The organism is Bacillus sp. GM2 (assembly GCF_056155945.1).
On record NZ_JBRKSZ010000007.1, the window covers coordinates 1010322 to 1026967 of the forward strand.

At 46.0% G+C, this 16646-nt stretch carries 22 protein-coding genes; 19 read left to right on the top strand and 3 right to left on the bottom strand.

Features of this window, described 5'->3' with window-relative positions:
• Nucleotides 1–350 precede the first annotated feature (350 nt).
• The 3 genes from opuAA to ACVC9U_RS06200 are packed head-to-tail and all read left to right on the top strand — an operon-like array spanning nt 351 to nt 3345.
• On the top strand, nt 351–1607 hold the full coding sequence (gene opuAA / locus ACVC9U_RS06190; RefSeq protein ID WP_023855180.1) for a glycine/proline betaine ABC transporter ATP-binding protein OpuAA: 1257 nt from the start codon (nt 351–353) through the stop codon (nt 1605–1607).
• Nucleotides 1607–2461, top strand: coding sequence for a glycine/proline betaine ABC transporter permease subunit OpuAB (gene opuAB, locus ACVC9U_RS06195; RefSeq protein ID WP_023855179.1), 855 nt, complete (start codon nt 1607–1609; stop codon nt 2459–2461). The genes opuAA and opuAB overlap by 1 nt, the downstream gene beginning before the upstream one ends.
• Complete coding sequence (locus ACVC9U_RS06200; protein ID WP_441390291.1) at nt 2461–3345, top strand: glycine betaine ABC transporter substrate-binding protein; 885 nt, start codon at nt 2461–2463, stop codon at nt 3343–3345. Before opuAB ends, ACVC9U_RS06200 begins: the two co-directional genes overlap by 1 nt.
• 154 nt (nt 3346–3499) lie before the next feature.
• Here the strand turns inward: ACVC9U_RS06200 and ACVC9U_RS06205 are convergent, their stop codons facing one another.
• Nucleotides 3500–3886, bottom strand: a complete 387-nt coding sequence (locus ACVC9U_RS06205; RefSeq protein WP_020452156.1) for a rhodanese-like domain-containing protein — start codon at nt 3884–3886, stop codon at nt 3500–3502.
• Between the two features lie 181 nt (nt 3887–4067).
• Between ACVC9U_RS06205 and ACVC9U_RS06210 the strand changes: the two genes are divergently transcribed.
• From ACVC9U_RS06210 to ACVC9U_RS06220, 3 genes are all read left to right on the top strand, one after another.
• Nucleotides 4068–4904, top strand: a complete 837-nt coding sequence (locus tag ACVC9U_RS06210) for a lipoate--protein ligase family protein (RefSeq protein WP_023855177.1) — start codon at nt 4068–4070, stop codon at nt 4902–4904.
• A 91-nt stretch (nt 4905–4995) separates the two neighbouring features.
• The gene (mntR, locus tag ACVC9U_RS06215; protein ID WP_020452154.1) at nt 4996–5424 is read left to right on the top strand and encodes a transcriptional regulator MntR; all 429 of its coding nucleotides are present in this window, start codon (nt 4996–4998) and stop codon (nt 5422–5424) included.
• 131 nt (nt 5425–5555) lie between these two features.
• Complete coding sequence (locus ACVC9U_RS06220; protein ID WP_020452153.1) at nt 5556–6431, top strand: patatin-like phospholipase family protein; 876 nt, start codon at nt 5556–5558, stop codon at nt 6429–6431.
• Here the strand turns inward: ACVC9U_RS06220 and ACVC9U_RS06225 are convergent.
• Both ACVC9U_RS06225 and ACVC9U_RS06230 read right to left on the bottom strand, forming a co-directional pair.
• A complete protein-coding gene (locus ACVC9U_RS06225; RefSeq protein ID WP_020452152.1) occupies nt 6428–6814 on the bottom strand; it encodes an SA1362 family protein in 387 nt (128 codons plus the stop codon). The genes ACVC9U_RS06220 and ACVC9U_RS06225 overlap by 4 nt on opposite strands.
• 38 nt (nt 6815–6852) lie before the next feature.
• Nucleotides 6853–7806: a DUF1385 domain-containing protein gene (locus ACVC9U_RS06230; protein WP_441390295.1), complete on the bottom strand. Its 954-nt coding sequence runs from the start codon at nt 7804–7806 to the stop codon at nt 6853–6855.
• A gap of 251 nt (nt 7807–8057) precedes the next feature.
• Here ACVC9U_RS06230 and ACVC9U_RS06235 point away from each other — a divergent pair, with 251 nt between their 5' ends.
• The 13 genes from ACVC9U_RS06235 (at nt 8058) to ACVC9U_RS06295 (ending at nt 16577) form a co-directional block, all read left to right on the top strand.
• Nucleotides 8058–8594, top strand: a complete 537-nt coding sequence (locus ACVC9U_RS06235; protein ID WP_020452150.1) for a YqhR family membrane protein — start codon at nt 8058–8060, stop codon at nt 8592–8594.
• Nucleotides 8595–8673: 79 nt separating this feature from the next.
• Entirely contained in the window at nt 8674–9111 is a 438-nt protein-coding gene (aroQ, locus tag ACVC9U_RS06240) for a type II 3-dehydroquinate dehydratase (RefSeq protein WP_020452149.1), read from the top strand.
• A gap of 15 nt (nt 9112–9126) precedes the next feature.
• Complete coding sequence (locus ACVC9U_RS06245; RefSeq protein ID WP_020452148.1) at nt 9127–10188, top strand: M24 family metallopeptidase; 1062 nt, start codon at nt 9127–9129, stop codon at nt 10186–10188.
• 31 nt (nt 10189–10219) lie between these two features.
• Entirely contained in the window at nt 10220–10777 is a 558-nt protein-coding gene (gene efp / locus ACVC9U_RS06250; protein WP_020452147.1) for an elongation factor P, read from the top strand.
• A 162-nt stretch (nt 10778–10939) separates the two neighbouring features.
• The gene (locus tag ACVC9U_RS06255; protein WP_003183412.1) at nt 10940–11221 is read left to right on the top strand and encodes a YqhV family protein; all 282 of its coding nucleotides are present in this window, start codon (nt 10940–10942) and stop codon (nt 11219–11221) included.
• Nucleotides 11222–11312: 91 nt separating this feature from the next.
• Nucleotides 11313–12236, top strand: a complete 924-nt coding sequence (gene spoIIIAA, locus ACVC9U_RS06260; RefSeq protein ID WP_023855174.1) for a stage III sporulation protein AA — start codon at nt 11313–11315, stop codon at nt 12234–12236.
• On the top strand, nt 12230–12745 hold the full coding sequence (gene spoIIIAB, locus ACVC9U_RS06265) for a stage III sporulation protein SpoIIIAB (RefSeq protein ID WP_020452145.1): 516 nt from the start codon (nt 12230–12232) through the stop codon (nt 12743–12745). Before spoIIIAA ends, spoIIIAB begins: the two co-directional genes overlap by 7 nt.
• Nucleotides 12746–12767: 22 nt before the next feature.
• Nucleotides 12768–12974: a stage III sporulation protein AC gene (gene spoIIIAC, locus ACVC9U_RS06270; RefSeq protein WP_003183409.1), complete on the top strand. Its 207-nt coding sequence runs from the start codon at nt 12768–12770 to the stop codon at nt 12972–12974.
• Nucleotides 12975–12986: 12 nt separating this feature from the next.
• A complete protein-coding gene (gene spoIIIAD, locus ACVC9U_RS06275) occupies nt 12987–13382 on the top strand; it encodes a stage III sporulation protein AD (protein ID WP_256164082.1) in 396 nt (131 codons plus the stop codon).
• Between the two features lie 21 nt (nt 13383–13403).
• Nucleotides 13404–14609, top strand: coding sequence for a stage III sporulation protein AE (spoIIIAE, locus tag ACVC9U_RS06280; RefSeq protein WP_441390300.1), 1206 nt, complete (start codon nt 13404–13406; stop codon nt 14607–14609).
• 11 nt (nt 14610–14620) lie between these two features.
• A complete protein-coding gene (gene spoIIIAF / locus ACVC9U_RS06285) occupies nt 14621–15250 on the top strand; it encodes a stage III sporulation protein AF (protein ID WP_035338364.1) in 630 nt (209 codons plus the stop codon).
• Nucleotides 15243–15938 (top strand): stage III sporulation protein AG, encoded by a 696-nt coding sequence (gene spoIIIAG / locus ACVC9U_RS06290; protein WP_075752401.1) that lies wholly within the window; start codon nt 15243–15245, stop codon nt 15936–15938. Before spoIIIAF ends, spoIIIAG begins: the two co-directional genes overlap by 8 nt.
• Entirely contained in the window at nt 15939–16577 is a 639-nt protein-coding gene (locus ACVC9U_RS06295) for a SpoIIIAH-like family protein (RefSeq protein WP_075752403.1), read from the top strand.
• Nucleotides 16578–16646 lie beyond the last annotated feature (69 nt).

The window sequence follows — 16646 nt, forward strand, 5'->3', positions numbered from 1 at the left end:
CGGCGGATCGATTTCGCCGGTTTTTTTGTAAAAAAAACATCTTTATGTAAACGGTTTATGTACTGAATGATAAGGATTTCTCTCGTATTAAATAGTAAATTCATCAAATTTAAAATTAAAAATAAAAATTACATTGTAAAACGTGATAGTTTCAATGTTTTTATCAAATATAATGGTTTAATTTGCCTTAAAAGAAGAGGATTATGGAGTATTTAAAAGGATTCACAAGGGTAGAGAGTGACAACGATGAATATGAAGGTTTGATACAAAATGACAGTGAATATGCCGTTTGTCTCATATGTTACATAAATGTTACGGTATATTAGATTGCTTCATACGGGAGGAGAAATATGAATTCAGACGAAAAGCCAATCAAGATAAAAGTAGAAAAAGTGTCTAAAGTTTTTGGGAAAAATACAAAGAAAGCAACGCAGCTGCTTGCCGATGGCAAAACCAAAAAAGAAATTCTGAAAGAAACCGGGGCGACCGTCGGGGTGAACCAAGCGGATTTTAGCGTGTATGAAGGTGAGATATTTGTCATCATGGGTCTATCAGGGAGCGGTAAATCAACCTTGGTGCGGCTTTTAAACCGGCTGATTGAACCGACTGCAGGACATGTGTACATAGATGGTGACATGATAACAAATATGTCTAAAGACCAGCTTCGGGAAATCCGCCGGAAAAAAATCAGCATGGTCTTTCAAAAGTTCGCTCTGTTTCCGCACAAAACGATTCTTGAAAACACAGAGTACGGATTGGAACTGCAAAAAGTCGATAAAAGTAAACGCCGGATAAGAGCTATGGAATCATTAAAGCTTGTCGGTCTTGAAGGATATGAACAGCAATATCCGGATCAGCTGAGCGGCGGGATGCAGCAGCGCGTCGGGCTTGCCCGCGCATTGACGAATGATCCGGACATTCTGCTGATGGACGAAGCGTTCAGCGCGCTTGACCCGCTGATTCGCAAAGATATGCAGGATGAACTCCTCGATTTGCATGAATCAGTAGGCAAAACGATTATTTTCATTACCCATGATCTTGATGAAGCGCTGAGAATCGGCGATCGAATCGCATTGATGAAAGACGGAAACATCGTTCAAATCGGTACGCCGGAAGAGATCTTAATGAACCCGTCAAATGAATATGTTGAAAAATTCGTTGAAGATGTCGACTTGTCTAAAGTGCTGACAGCCGGTCATATTATGAAACGCGCTGAAACCGTACGCGCAGACAAAGGGCCGCGCGTCGCTCTGACGCTGATGAAAAACCTCGGGATTTCCTCGATTTATGCCGTTGACAAACACAATAGGCTTCTTGGTTCTGTTGATGCTGAAACAGCTAAAAAAGCAGCCGAAAAAAGCCAGACGCTGGAGAGCGTCATCTCGAGAGACATTACAACCGTGGAAGAGAATGCGGTCCTGACGGATATTTTTGAATTGGTCTCTGATGCCAGCATCCCGATTGCTGTCGTCGATGAAAAACAGCGGATGAAAGGGATCATCGTCAAAGGCGCGTTAATCGGAGCGCTTGCCGGAAATGACCGGTATATTAATGCACATTCAGATCATGAACCAGCTCATGAAACTGTTGTTCAGGAGGTGAGATAATGTTTACTTTATCATCGCTTCCCCGCATTCCTTTAGCCGATTGGATCGATCAGTTTGTTGACTGGCTGACGGTGTCGTTCGGCGGGGTATTTAACGGAATTGCCAGCGGAGTGGAATCGTTTGTTGATGCGATTGTCCAAGGCCTGGGTTTTGTTCCGCCGGTTATTTTGACCGTTATCTTTGCCGCGCTCGTCTGGCTGATCAGCAAAAGAGGCATTGCGCTGTTTACTTTAATCGGATTTTTTATCATTGATTATTTAGGATATTGGGACGCCATGCTCCAGACATTGGCGCTTGTCGTCACATCCGTTCTGATTTCTGTCATTATCGGCATTCCGGTCGGAATCTGGGGCTCCCAAAAGAAAACGGTTCGGAGAATCGTTACGCCCATTCTTGACTTAATGCAGACGATGCCGGCATTCGTTTATTTGCTTCCGGCCATCTTCTTTTTCAATATTGGGGTTGTGCCGGGTGTTGTCGCTTCCGTTATCTTTGCGATGCCTCCGACAATCCGGATGACAATCTTAGGAATTCAGCAGGTGCCGGAAGATCTGATTGAAGCTACAGAAGCATTTGGTTCAACGACAAGCCAGCGGCTCTTTAAAGTGCAGCTGCCGCTTGCGACGAAAACCATTCTGGCCGGTATCAATCAAAGCATCATGCTTGCGTTGTCAATGGTCGTTATTGCATCCATGGTAGGTGCGCCTGGACTTGGAGAAGAAGTTTACCGGGCTGTTACCCAGCTGCAAACGGGTACTGGTGTAGAAACCGGGCTTGCGATTGTTATTATTGCGATCGTACTTGACCGGGTTACACAAAATATAAAATTGAAAAAAAGCAGGGGGAATGCATAATGTGGAAAAAGATAGCGGGAATCGGCACTGCAGCAGTACTGACATTGGGTCTGGCTGCCTGCGGAAGCAGCAATAATAATGAAAACGCGTCTGTAGGCGATCAAGTCAGTTATAAAATTACCGGCATTGATCCTGGAGCGGGCATTATGAATGCAACGGACAAGGCGCTCAAGGATTACGATCTCAGCAAGTGGGCTGTAACATCAGGCTCAAGCTCAGCGATGACAGCCGCATTGAAAAAAGCTTACGATAAAAAAGATCCGATCATTATTACGGGTTGGACACCGCATTGGATGTTTGCAAAATACGATCTCAAATATTTGAAAGATCCAAAAGGTTCTTACGGCGATGCCGAAGAAATCCATACTGTTACGCGCAAAGGATTCAAGGACGATCATCCGGGCGCACACAAGCTGCTCAGCCAATTCAGCTGGACAGAGGATGATATGGGAGAAGTCATGCTTGCCGTTCAGGATGGCAAAAAAGCGGAAGAAGCTGCAGCAGATTTCGTTAAAAAACATCAAGACCTTGTTAAGAAATGGACAAAAGGCGTCGATAAAGCGGACGGCGAAAAAATTAAGCTCGGCTATGTGGCATGGGACAGTGAAATTGCGAGCACAAATGTCATCGCAAAAGTTCTTGAAGACTTAGGCTACAACGTGACGCTCAGCCAAGTAGAAGCAGGCCCGATGTGGACTGGAATTGCAAATGGAAGCGTCGATGCTTCACTTGCTGCATGGCTGCCGCAAACGCATAAAACATATGCTGAAAAATACAAAGGCAAATACGAAGATATCGGTACAAGCATGACAGGCGTAAAAATTGGCCTTGTCGTTCCGACCTACATGAAAGATGTCAATTCAATCGAAGACTTGAAAAAATAACGAACAAAGCCGGCGAACCCATTTCGCCGGCTTATTTTTATTTGAAGGATCATCTGCTCCGCCTGTTTTGATTGTCTGCAGGATATGCTAAAAAAAATCCTAAAACGCAAAGACGCTTTAGGATGTTGGCCGCAACTGGAGACAGCTGCGGTTATTAATTTTTCGTTTTAATTTTTCCGCCCCATTTTTTGAACCCGCCTTTCAGGTTGTAAATCTCCTTACAGCCGTGTTTGCGGAGCGTTTGGGCGGCTCTTCCGCTTCTGACGTTGTTTTGGCAGTACAGGTAAACCGGTTTGTCAGGACGGATTTCGCTTTTTCTTTGCTTAAGCTGTGAAAGCGGAATGTTTCTCGCACCCAAAATGTGGCCGCCTTCATACTCGTTCGGCTCGCGCACATCGATGAGCTGTGCTTTGCGATAGCCGGCCCGGAATTCTTCTTCTGTCAAGGTTTTCATAATGCGCTGCTGATAGATGTATGAAACGACCGCGTAGATGATGAGCGCGGCGCAAATCAAGAGAATGATAATGCTGCTGGTAGACAATCTGATCCGACTCCTTTTTGAATTCATCCCGTCTGATAATCGGGAGATTTTTAACGATATGTTAAGACAAATACTATTATAGTAAAGCCTCAGAAATCTGTCATCTGATTCGCCGAATTTATTTTCAATTTTAAGAGGGAATGGTAGACTTATTTTATACCAAAGAAAAAGAGGGTAGGTTATGGAAAAAGAAATATGGCGTTTTATCGATTCGGGACGACAGGATCCCGCTTTTAATATGGCGCTCGACGAGGCGCTCCTTTATTGGCACAGCGAAAATAAGATTCCGCCGACCATCCGCTTTTACGGCTGGAATCCGCCAACGCTTTCAGTCGGCTATTTCCAAAATATCGAAAAGGAAATCAATCTGGATGCCGTCAAAAAACACGGTTTAGGCTTTGTGAGAAGGCCGACCGGCGGAAGAGGCGTGCTCCATGATCAAGAGCTGACCTACAGTGTTATTGTGTCTGAAGAACACCCGGAAATGCCCAAGACGGTGACGGAAGCGTACCGCGTCATCTCAGAAGGTATTCTTGAAGGCTTCAGAGAGCTGGGACTTGATGCGTATTTCGCCATACCAAGAACGGAAAAAGAGAAACAGAGCCTGAAAAACCCGAGATCTTCCGTCTGTTTTGACGCGCCGTCGTGGTATGAGCTCGTTGTCGAAGGCAGAAAGGTCGCAGGAAGCGCCCAGACGAGGCAGAAAGGAGTCATTCTCCAGCACGGTTCGATCCTTCTTGATCTGGATGAGGACAAGCTCTTTGATTTGTTTATTTACAAAAATGATCGCCTCAGAGAGCGCATGCAGAGAAACTTCAAACAAAAAGCGGTCGCCATCAATGAGCTCGCAAAAGAAAAAATCACGATTGAAGAAGCGAGCAAAGCTTTTAAAAAAGGGTTCGAAAAGGGGCTTAACATTCATTTGGAGCCTTATGAACTGACAGAAGAGGAAACGGAATTTGTCGCCGATCTCGCCAGAACGAAGTATGCGGCAGATGAATGGAATTATAGAAGGTAATCGGGTGAAAACGTTATCCCGTTGCTTGTTTTTTACATGCACATAGTGTAAACTTGTTATGATTTGAATAGGTGTGATTTGGAGGGATTTGATGACAACACCGAGTATGGAAGATTACATAGAACAAATTTATATGCTGATTGAAGAAAAAGGATATGCAAGGGTCTCAGATATAGCCGAAGCTCTGGCCGTCCATCCCTCCTCGGTTACAAAAATGGTTCAAAAACTCGATAAAGACGAATATTTGATTTATGAAAAGTATCGCGGCCTCGTGCTGACGCCTAAAGGGAAGAAAATAGGCAAACGTTTAGTATACAGACATGAATTATTGGAGCAGTTTTTACGAATCATTGGTGTTGACGAAGAGAAAATTTATGATGATGTCGAAGGAATCGAGCATCATTTAAGCTGGAACAGCATTGACCGTGTCGGAGATCTTGTGCAGTATTTTGAAGACGACAGCAAAAGAATCGACGATTTGAGAAGCGTCCAAAAAAGAAACGAACAGGAAAATCAATAAAAGCCGCCGGGTAACGGCGGCTTTTCTCTTTCCGTATCAGTTTTTCCAGCTGCCGCTTTGTCTCATGGTCTTTTTTTTCTGTCCGTTTCTTAAAATGGTGTAAAGCCATCTTTTAAGGGAGGGAGATCGCGATGTACATCGACGGGGTTTTTTCAGGCGGCGGTATGAAAGGGATTGCACTTGTGGGGGCATACGAGGCGCTTGAGAAACGGGGCTTCCGATTTAAAAGGCTGGCCGGAACGAGCGCCGGTTCGATTATTGCCTCGTTTATCGCGGCAGGTTATACAAGCGCGGAGATCCGTCAAATGATGGAAGAATTAAATGAAAGCGAGCTCCTTGACCCGAGATTTTCACTCTTGCCTTTGAAAATGCTGCAATGGGCATCGATTTATTGGCGGCTCGGTTTATATAAAGGAGATAAACTGGAAAACTGGATTTCCGAAAAGCTGAAAGCGAAAGGCATTTCAGTTTTCGGGGATCTTGAACAGGGAAAACTGAAGTTGATCGCCTCCGACTTATCGAATGGCAAGATGCTTGTGCTGCCTGACGATTTAAACAGATACGGCTTAAACCCAAGGCGTTTTTCCGTCGCCAGGGCGGTCCGGATGAGCTGCAGCATTCCTTATTTTTTTGAGCCGGTGAAGCTCAAGTCCTCCAGCGGCATCAGCGTTGTCGTAGACGGCGGAGTTCTGAGCAATTTTCCGATGTGGCTGTTTACAACAGAAAAAAAACGGCCGGTATTGGGGATCACGCTGATGCCCAATGAAAAAGAGAGGCCGAAGAAAACGATTAAAAATGCGTTCGAACTGTTCGGGGCGCTGTTTGAGACGATGAAAGAGGCGCATGACGCCAGGCACATTGCCACAAAACATGAGCGCAACATCATTTTTTTACCTGTTGAGGAAGTCCTGTCGACTGAATTCGCGATGTCGGCAGAAAAAAAACTAGCTCTAATCGAGCTAGGAAAAAAACGAACAGAATTATTTTTGAAACAGTGGACGTTTTAAAAGAAAGCCCTGTTTTTCTTTTTGCTTTTTTTGCCTTCAATCACTGTCAGCTGAGTCTGGCTTTTTTTCTTCACCAATACCGGCTTCGATTTATTAATAGACGGTACGCTTCTCAGATGATTAACCTTGCCTTTTATAGAGCGTTTTTTGTGATCTTGAAAACGCTTGTTGGATTGCTTGGCTGCTTTCTTAAAAGCGGCTCCTTCACTGCCCATATCGCGATTGGAAATGCGCCTGATCACGAAATAAATGATGGCGCCGACCGCTGCAAAAACAACCAAGTATTGGAGCAGGCGGCCCGGACTTGTGACGGCGAAATAGACAAACCCAAAAATTCCAAACGCAATAATTAAAGCTGAGACAGGATGTACGCGTTGCTTCATAACTGTCCACCTCCCAAAAAATTAACCAATTCGTTGCATTACATTACGATATTAGAAGGTTCCTTCTGTTCGTCCTCTGCTTTGGTCTCCATATGAAGAAGCTCATTGAAGCTTGCGATGGCGACTTCCACCTGATCGTCAGACGGCTCTTTCGTTGTTAAAAGCTGCAGCCACAAACCCGGATAGCCGAGCACCTTCAATACGGGGATGTCTCTCAGTTTGTTTGTCAGCTGCAGAACTTCAAATGAAATGCCGAGAACGACGGGTATCAGTGCGAGTCTATTCAAAATACGGAACTTGAGAGGGTCAGTAGGAACGAGCAAGTAAACAAACATGCCCACGATGACGGTGAATAAAATAAAGCTGCTTCCGCATCGGTAGTGCAGTCTTGACTGCCGCTGAACGTTTTCAACCGTGACCGGCAGATTTTGCTCGTAACAGTTTATGACCTTGTGTTCTGCTCCGTGATATTGAAAAACTCTTTTAATAAAAGGAGTGCATGATATGGCGTAAATATAGCTTAAGAGAAGGAGCAGCTTAAAAAAGCTTTCGATCATAATCTGCGCGACGTCCGACTGAAAGACCGGACGGGTGAGCTCCGCTAAAAAAACGGGCACGAGCGTAAAAATAAACTTGCTGAACAAAAAAGACAGGACGCCGACTGCGGCGAGGCCAAAAATCATCGTCAGCTTGGACGGCTTCTCTTCTTTCAATTGATCGTCTAAAGAAGGATCGAGGTCATAGCGTTCGCTCGAAAAATTCAAGTGCTTGGTGCCGTTCGCGCTTGCTTCAATAATCGCGATAATCCCTCTGAGAAAAGGAATTTTTTTAAATTTTTCAAGCGCCGGATTGGTTTTCCGAGGCAGCTTAAAAAATTCAAGGCTTCCGTCTTTTCTGCGGATCGCGGTTACATAATGGCGCCTGCCGCCGAACATAACGCCTTCGACGACAGCCTGCCCTCCGTATGCGGGCTGTTTTGTTTGATTTGACATTTGCATCAACCTATCTGTATCAATCTATGAGTACATTAACCATTTCCTTACACCTATTGTACAGGAAAAACGCTGAAACCTCTAGATTGACGGGCTCAAAAATTTAAGAAATTCGAACCTATTACAAAGCCAAATCTAATTAAAGTATACCCTTTTTCATGCTTTTTACACTCGGATCTTAAAAATCCGGGAAAGCTGATGTTGGCGAGGCTGTTTTTGGACATACTGGAAATGGAGGTGATCTGGACTGTATGGGTAATGAAGACAATCAAAAACAGCCGGAAGAGCTTGAGCAAAATAAGCGTGAAACTCCGATGACTTTCATCGGAAGGGTGATCACGACTGGCTTTGTCGGCGGAGTGCTTTGGAGTGCACTCGGTGAGCTTGCGTACCTTTTTAAGTTCTCCGAAGTCAATGCAAACATGATTCTCCAGCCTTTTGTCATCGGCGATTGGAAAAACGGATTTCTCGGGACGTTTATCAGCATCCTGCTGATCGGTGTTATTTCCATCGGAGCTGCCCTGCTTTACTACGGCACTTTGAAGCAGGTCAAAGGCATGTGGGCAGGCATTGTATATGGAGCCGTTTTGTGGGCTGTCGTGTTTTACCTGTTCAATCCGATGTTCCCAGATGTTCAGACTGTGGCTGAATTAAAGAGGGAAACGGTTGTGACGACGCTTTGCATTTACCTACTTTACGGTTTATTCGTCGGCTATTCCATTTCGTTTGAATACAATGAGCTCAATTCTGAAAAGTTGACGCGGGCCCTTGGAGAAACAAGAGAATAGTGCCTGATCAGGAAGCAATATGATAAAATGTTCACTGTAAGTGGACATTTTTTTGCGTGATGAGAAGGGGGAGGCAGAGTTGCCGCATATTTTAATATTGAACGGACCGAATTTAAACCGGCTTGGAAAACGCGAACCCGATGTATACGGTACAGACACATTAACTGATTTGGAACAAAAACTTTTTCAATTTGCCGAAGGCATTCAGATTGAATTGACTTTTTTTCAATCAAACCACGAAGGGGACCTGATTGATGCTCTTCATGAGGCAGAGGAACAATACGATGGAATTGTCCTGAACCCGGGGGCTTTCTCCCATTACAGCTATGCCATCCGCGATGCGGTGGCAGCAATCAGCATACCGGTGATTGAGGTCCATCTTTCAAACCCTCATGCGAGGGAAGAGTTCCGGCACCGCTCGGTCATCGCTCCGGTTGCAAGAGGCCAGATCACGGGACTCGGCTTTGAAGGTTATAAGCTGGCCATCTGTTATTTTATGAACGCAAATAACAAATAGGGGGACTAGTGGACAATGAAACTAAACAAATTGAGAGAGCTTTTCGGCGGTTTGGGTATTGACGGGATTTTGGTGACGAGCAGCGTTAATCTGCGGTACATCACCGGATTTACCGGATCTTCAGGACTGGCGGTCATCTCCGGCGACCAAGCGGTCTTTATTACAGATTTCCGCTATACAGAACAGGCGAAAGATCAAGTCAAAGGCTTTGACATTGTTCAGCATGCCGGCGGAATCGTTCAAAAGGCCGCCGAAGTGATCAAAGAGATGGGGATAAACAAAATCGGTTTTGAACAGGATAAAATGACATACGGAACGTATGCCGCCTACAAAGAGCAGCTTGGCGCAGCTGAACTCGTTCCTGTTTCTCAATCTGTGGAAAAGTTGCGCTTGATTAAGTCTAGTGAAGAGATTAAGATATTAAAGGAAGCTGCAAAGATTGCAGATGATGCATTCAGCCATATTCTGACGGTCATAAAGCCCGGCATCACCGAAATTGAAGTCGCCAATGAGCTCGAGTTTTACATGCGGAGCCAGGGAGCGGATCATTCGTCCTTCGATATGATCGTGGCATCAGGCGTACGCTCAAGTCTGCCGCACGGAGTGGCAAGCGGCAAAGCGATTGAGAAAGGCGACCTTGTGACATTGGACTTCGGGGCTTACTATAAAGGTTACTGCTCGGACATAACGCGTACGGTCGCGGTAGGAGAGCCGGATGATGAGCTGAAACGCATTTATCAAACCGTGTTTGAGGCGCAGGCTATCGGCATGCGGAGCATCAAGCCAGGAATCACCGGGAAACAGGCTGACGCTTATACAAGGGACTACATATCTTCACAAGGCTACGGCGAGTATTTCGGTCATTCAACAGGCCACGGCCTCGGCATGGAAGTTCATGAAAGTCCGGCGCTTTCAGCACGTTCGGACCAGATGCTTGAAAAAGGCATGGTTGTAACGGTTGAACCGGGAATTTACATACCGGGAAAAGGCGGGGTCAGGATAGAAGATGATATTGTCCTGACAGAGGAAGGAAACGAATCCCTTACCCATTCCGCGAAAGAATTAATTATTTTATAATCCGTTTGATTGGAGCAATAGGAGGATAATCATGATTTCAGTAAACGATTTTCGTACAGGATTAACGATTGAAGTAGATGGAGGCATCTGGCGCGTTGTTGACTTCCAGCACGTTAAGCCGGGAAAAGGTGCGGCATTTGTCCGCTCCAAACTGAGAAATCTTCGCACAGGCGCGATTCAGGAAAAAACATTCCGCGCAGGTGAAAAAGTGGCACGCGCCCAAATTGAAACAAAAACGATGCAGTACTTGTATGCCAACGGCGACCAGCACGTTTTTATGGATACGACATCTTACGAGCAGCTTGAGCTGAACGAGAAGCAAATCGAACACGAGCTCAAATTCCTGCTTGAAAATATGTCTGTCCACATCATGATGTATCAGACAGAGACGATCGGAATCGAACTTCCGAATACAGTTGAACTGAAAGTTGTGGAAACAGAACCGGGCATTAAAGGCGACACAGCCTCAGGCGGAACAAAACCGGCAAAAACAGAAACAGGCCTTGTTGTCAACGTGCCGTTCTTCGTAAACGAAGGAGATACGCTTGTTGTCAATACTTCTGACGGATCTTACGTATCAAGAGCATAAGAGTAACAGCGGGAAAGAGCCGGCTTCATTGAAGCCGGCTCTTTTTTTGCTGTCTGAAATCTTTTACCTCTCACAGGCCAAATAGAAAAATCGGAAGACTACTTTTTCAATGAGGAGCATAGATTGTAAAAAAAGAGGATGTGTTACTGGAGGTTTAAGATCATGAAGCTTTTCTTTGGACAAGTCAATCCGACGGTTTTGACAATGGCTGCGTTAAGAGTGGTATCATCTTTGATCGAACTGACGGCGGCTGTCGTAATGCTTTTGACAAACGACGTCAGAAAAGCCGTGGCGGTCAACAGTGTGCTTGCGATGGTCGGACCGCTCATCTTTATTATTACAATGACAATCGGCATCTATCAGATTGCAGGGCAGCTTTCTTACGCAAAGCTGATTTTGATCTTTATGGGAGTGGTGTTGATCATCGCGGGGATCTATAAATAGTGACACATGATAAGAGAGACCGACTTGTCATAATGTCTTCCGTTGATCATACATTTTTATAGAAGACAAGCAAAAAGAGGAGGGAGTGTTTTTGCATCACATCACAGAGATTCTCCCCGATACGATCAAACGCGCGCTCAACGGTTTTGGCGACCATGAAATCAATCAGATAGAAGAAATTCGGATTCGGACAAGTCGTCCGCTCGAACTGGTGAACAAAGGAAAGCCACGCTTTCTCCCTTATGCGGCGACGCCTGAAGACTCGGCGCTTCTTTTAAACAGGCTGGGAAATTACAGCATGTATACACTGGAAGAGGAATTGAAAAAAGGATATGTCACGATCAGAGGCGGACACCGCGTGGGGCTTGCCGGCCGGGTTGTCGTCGAAAACGGAGCAGTCAAAGGAATCAGAGAAATATCATCATTTAATATCCGCATTGCCAAAGAAAAAATCGGCATTTCCGAACCGTATGTCCCTCATTTATTTCAAAACTCGTGGCTGAACACGCTGATCATCGGTCCGCCGCAAACCGGAAAAACAACACTGCTCAGAGATCTCGCCAGGCTGATCAGCTCAGGGAGCGGCAACGTGTCTGCCAAAAAGGTGGGAATCGTCGACGAAAGGTCTGAAATCGCAGGTTGTGTAAACGGTATCCCGCAATATCGGCTCGGCGACCGGGCAGACATCCTTGACGCCTGTCCAAAAGCGGAAGGCCTGATGATGATGATCAGATCGATGAGTCCGGAGGTTATGATCGCCGATGAGATCGGAAGAATGGAAGACGCAGAAGCGCTCTTGGAAGCGGTCCATGCGGGGGTGTCTGTCATCGTTTCGGCTCACGGCTCCTCATATGCCGATATCGCCAGGCGTCCATCATTGAAAATGCTTCAGGAGCACCGGGTTTTTGAGAGAATCGTGGAACTATCCAGAAAGAACGGTCCCGGCAGCCTGAGCCGCATCTTGAACGGGAATGGAGAGCCGCTCGGTGCGGCGAAGAGGATGTTATTATGCTGAAGCTTTTAGGTGCCGTGCTTATTTTGGCAGCAGCCACATGGACAGGATTTGAAATGGCGAAGCCTTTCAGGGATAGACCGAAGCAAATCCGCCAGCTGTTGGCCGCTTTGCAGTCTTTAGAGGCTGAAATCATGTACGGGCACACACCGCTCCTTCAGGCGTCAAAGCAGATCGCACACCAGCTTTCCGGGCCGATAGCTTCTTTGTTTCAGACATTTGCAGAACAGCTGGAAAAAGGCAGCGCTTCAGCGGGGACGGCATGGGAAGACAGCTTGGAGAAAGTATGGCCCGAAACGGCTCTCAAAAAGAAAGAATACGAGATTTTACGGCAATTCGGCGAAACGCTTGGCCGTCATGATCTGATTTCTCAGCAAAAACATATCAAACTGGCGTTAACCCATTTAGAGACAGAGGAAGCTGAAGCAAATCTCGCCCAGGCGAAAAATGAAAAAATGGTGAAGAGCCTTGGGTTCTTGTCGGGACTGCTGCTGATTCTTCTATTGATGTAATGAAGAGGGGAGCATACACGAAATGGGAGTAGACGTAAATATTATTTTTCAAATTGCCGGCGTCGGGATCGTCGTCGCTTTTCTTCACACCATACTGGATCAAATGGGGAAGAAGGAATATGCCCAATGGGTCACGCTTTTAGGATTCATTTATATATTGTTCATGGTGGCTACTGTTGTCGATGATCTATTCCAAAAGATAAAAGCTGTCTTTCTATTTCAAGGATAGGGGGGCTCACTCATTGAAATCGTACAAATCGTAGGATTGGGAATGATCGCCACCTTCCTCAGCTTGATTGTGAAAGAGCAAAAACCGACGTTTGCTTTTATGATTGTCGTTTTTGCCGGATGCACGATTTTTTTATTCTTAGTCGATCAAGTCTACGAAATCATTCGGATGATTGAAAAAATAGCTGCCAATGCCAACATCAACATGATGTATGTCGAAACGATTTTGAAAATTATCGGGATTGCTTATATAGCGGAGTTTGGCGCCCAGCTGACGAAAGATGCCGGACAGGGTGCGATTGCTTCAAAAATCGAATTGGCAGGCAAAATCCTCATCTTAGTCATGGCCGTGCCTATTTTAACTGTCATTATCGAAACGATCATCGGACTCATCCCTTCCATGTCTTAGTCAGAAAGGAGGATTTCCTGAGTGAAGCGTTTTCTGTTCTGGCTCTTGGTCATAGGAATCGTATGCTTTGGAGCGCGTGATGTACAAGCTTCGCCACAAGAAGCGGAGCCGGCTGGGGAACCCGCCGCGGAAGAATCGGCTGAAGCGATGGCCAGAGAGCAGGCTGAAGGTTTGGAGCTTGACCGGGTCGGGGAGTTCTGGAACAACATTTTGACTGAGTATGGAGGACACCTTCCCGAAAGTCAAAAAGGAAGCCTGCTTGAATTTGTCAAAGGTGAAAAGCACTTTTCGCCTGAGGAATGGAGCAAAGCGCTGTTTTCTTACTTGTTTCATGAAGTGCTGGCTAACGGGAAACTGCTCGGGACGCTGATCCTGTTGACCATCTTCTGCGTGCTGCTTCAGCTTTTGCAAAACGCGTTTCAGCAAAGCACCGTCAGCAAAGTGGCGTATGCAATTGTCTACATGGTGCTGATCATTCTTGCGCTCAACAGCTTTCGGGTTGCCGTCACATATGCGAATGAAGCGATCCAGACGATGACAAGCTTTATTCTGTCGCTCGTACCTTTGCTTCTAGCGCTGATGGCGACTTCGGGAGGAGCCGCCTCAGCCGCATTTTTTCATCCGGTCATTCTCTTTCTCATGAACACGAGCGGCTTGTTTATCCAATATATCGTGCTGCCGCTTTTGTTTTTATCAGCGATTTTAAGCATTGTCAGCACGATGACGGACCAGTATAAAGTCACACAGCTGGCTCAGCTCCTCAGAAACGCGGCGATCGGCACGCTGGCTGCATTTTTAACCGTGTTCCTCGGTGTCATCTCGGTTCAGGGCGCCTCAGCCGCAGTGACGGACGGCATTACTTTGCGGACGGCCAAATTCATCACCGGAAACTTCATCCCCGTATTGGGCCGCATGTTTACCGAAGCGACGGACACGGTGATCAGCGCGTCTCTCCTGCTGAAAAACACCGTCGGGATACTCGGGGTGGCGATCTTGATTTGCATCGCAGCCTTTCCCGCAATCAAAATCCTCTCCCTCGCGCTCATATACAAAATTGCCGCAGCCGTTCTCCAGCCTCTCGGAGGCGGTCCGGTGATCAGCTGCCTGGATGTCATCAGCAAAAGCGTCATCTACATTTTCGCGGCCATGGCCATCGTTTCGCTGATGTTTTTTTTAAGCTTAACCGTGATCATTACAGCGGGGAATTTGACGATGATGATGAAGTAGGGAGGGATGAGATGGAATTTCTGACAGAGTGGCTCACGAACATTATTCTATTTATTCTGATGGCGATCGTCATCGATATGCTTCTGCCGAATTCGAGCATGCAAAAATACGCGAAAATGGTGATCAGCCTGCTCTTGATCGTTGTGATACTGAATCCGATTTTCTCTTTATTCAGGACCGATCCGGATGTCATCTTTGAGAGGCTTACAAAAAACGGACAAGTTCAGTCAAACGAAATAAAAAATCAGCTGAATTCAGAAAAAAAAGAAATACAAGCCTCACAACAAGCATATATCTTAGAACAAATGGCTGTTCAATTGAAAAAGAGCGCAGAGGGAAGGTTTACAAGCGACAAATACAAGATTGACCGAGTCGCGGTTTCTTCTGACAGCCAGCTGAAAACAGAGAAAGATCTCAGTAAGCATGCGGAAGTCTCGGTATTCATGGAACCGGCATCCGAAAAAACGGTCCAAGCCGTCGCTCCTGTCGAAATCAATACGGATCGCGGCTACCAGCCAATGCGAGAAAGAGAAAAGAAAGAGACGGGGGAAGTCAGAGAACAGCTTGCAGGCATATGGGAAATAAGCCCCGACAAGATTACCGTTCATATTGAAGGGGGAGAACGAAGCGGCAATGAATAAAAGAACCTGGATCGAAAAGCTGATCAGCCACCTGCTGCCAAAAGACGAGAAAAACGGGAAAAAGCTGACGAAATATCACTACTTTCTGCTGCTTTTTGTTCTCGGCGTTTCCTTCATGCTCGTCAGTCAAATCTTCTCTTCCGAACCTTCTCAAGATCGAGCGGCAGATCAGCCGGCGGCTTCACAAAAAGCTTCATCTGAAAGCGCCGGACAGAGCGGTGAGGGTGAAAAGGAAGTGTTCAAACCCGCTTCAGATGACAAACCGAAGGACTCGATCCAAGATTACGAACAGGAATATGAGAATCAGCTCAAAGACATATTGGAAACGATCATCGGCGTTGAAGACGTATCAATCGTCGTCAATGTTGACGCAACCTCATTGAAAATATTCGAGAAAAATAGAAAAACCCAGGAGACTTCAACGAATGAGACAGATAAACAAGGAGGCAAGCGAACGGTGTCTGAAATGTCTTCCGACGAAGAAATTGTCATCATCAAAAACGGAGATAAAGAGACGCCTGTCGTCGTTCAGACGAAAAAGCCCGATATCAGGGGTGTTCTCGTTGTCGCTCAAGGAGTCGACAACGTTCAAATAAAAAAGACCATCATTGAAGCAGTGACAAGGGTTCTTGATGTTCCGAGCCACCGCGTCGCTGTTGCCCCTAAAAAAATGAAGGAGGATTCATAAATGATGCTGAAAAAACAAACGGTTTGGCTTTTAACCATGTTAAGTCTCGTCGTTGTGCTGAGTGTCTACTACATTATGTCGCCTGAAGGAGAAAATGTCGTCACGGTGGATGACAAAGAACAAGTCGCCGCTGAAAAAGAAAAACCGATGAAAGAAGAGCCTGCCAAGGATGGCAAAGAAGACACAGCGCCTGCTAAAGACAAAACTGAAGGGAAAGACGCAAAAGATAAAGAAACGTCTGCGAGTGAACAGAACGGAGAAGTCGTAACAAAAGAATCATCCGGTGATGAAGATTTATTCACGACATACCGCATGGAAATGGACGATCAGCGCAGCAGGGAGAGGGAGGAATTAACCGAAATCGTCAGAAGCGATAAAGCGACGGCAAAAGAAAAAAGCGAAGCTTACGACAAGATGACAGAGCTCAGCGAAGCTGAAGGAACGGAAAAGACGCTTGAAACCCTGATCAAAACAAAAGGCTATAAAGATGCCTTGGTCAATGCAGACGGCGATAAAGTCAATATTACGGTGAAGGCGAAGGAGCATTCGAAGGCCGCTGCCACCGATATCATCGACATCGTCGCAAAAGAAGTGAAAAACTTAAACGATGTGGCTGTGACGTTCGAGCCAGCAGATTGAACATGTCCCGCTTGCAAAAAGCGGGATTTTTTTATGTCTGAGGCCCCTGTTGATGCAGGGCGCTCATGA

Coding starts and splice junctions, on each gene's coding strand:
- opuAA (WP_023855180.1), top strand. CDS start 351: ATGAATTCAGACGAAAAGCCAATCAAGATAAAAGTAGAAAAAGTGTCT.
- opuAB (WP_023855179.1), top strand. CDS start 1,607: ATGTTTACTTTATCATCGCTTCCCCGCATTCCTTTAGCCGATTGGATC.
- ACVC9U_RS06200 (WP_441390291.1), top strand. CDS start 2,461: ATGTGGAAAAAGATAGCGGGAATCGGCACTGCAGCAGTACTGACATTG.
- ACVC9U_RS06210 (WP_023855177.1), top strand. CDS start 4,068: ATGGAAAAAGAAATATGGCGTTTTATCGATTCGGGACGACAGGATCCC.
- mntR (WP_020452154.1), top strand. CDS start 4,996: ATGACAACACCGAGTATGGAAGATTACATAGAACAAATTTATATGCTG.
- ACVC9U_RS06220 (WP_020452153.1), top strand. CDS start 5,556: ATGTACATCGACGGGGTTTTTTCAGGCGGCGGTATGAAAGGGATTGCA.
- ACVC9U_RS06225 (WP_020452152.1), bottom strand. CDS start 6,814: ATGAAGCAACGCGTACATCCTGTCTCAGCTTTAATTATTGCGTTTGGA.
- ACVC9U_RS06230 (WP_441390295.1), bottom strand. CDS start 7,806: ATGTCAAATCAAACAAAACAGCCCGCATACGGAGGGCAGGCTGTCGTC.
- ACVC9U_RS06235 (WP_020452150.1), top strand. CDS start 8,058: ATGGGTAATGAAGACAATCAAAAACAGCCGGAAGAGCTTGAGCAAAAT.
- ACVC9U_RS06245 (WP_020452148.1), top strand. CDS start 9,127: ATGAAACTAAACAAATTGAGAGAGCTTTTCGGCGGTTTGGGTATTGAC.
- efp (WP_020452147.1), top strand. CDS start 10,220: ATGATTTCAGTAAACGATTTTCGTACAGGATTAACGATTGAAGTAGAT.
- ACVC9U_RS06255 (WP_003183412.1), top strand. CDS start 10,940: ATGAAGCTTTTCTTTGGACAAGTCAATCCGACGGTTTTGACAATGGCT.
- spoIIIAB (WP_020452145.1), top strand. CDS start 12,230: ATGCTGAAGCTTTTAGGTGCCGTGCTTATTTTGGCAGCAGCCACATGG.
- spoIIIAC (WP_003183409.1), top strand. CDS start 12,768: ATGGGAGTAGACGTAAATATTATTTTTCAAATTGCCGGCGTCGGGATC.
- spoIIIAF (WP_035338364.1), top strand. CDS start 14,621: ATGGAATTTCTGACAGAGTGGCTCACGAACATTATTCTATTTATTCTG.
- spoIIIAG (WP_075752401.1), top strand. CDS start 15,243: ATGAATAAAAGAACCTGGATCGAAAAGCTGATCAGCCACCTGCTGCCA.
- ACVC9U_RS06295 (WP_075752403.1), top strand. CDS start 15,939: ATGATGCTGAAAAAACAAACGGTTTGGCTTTTAACCATGTTAAGTCTC.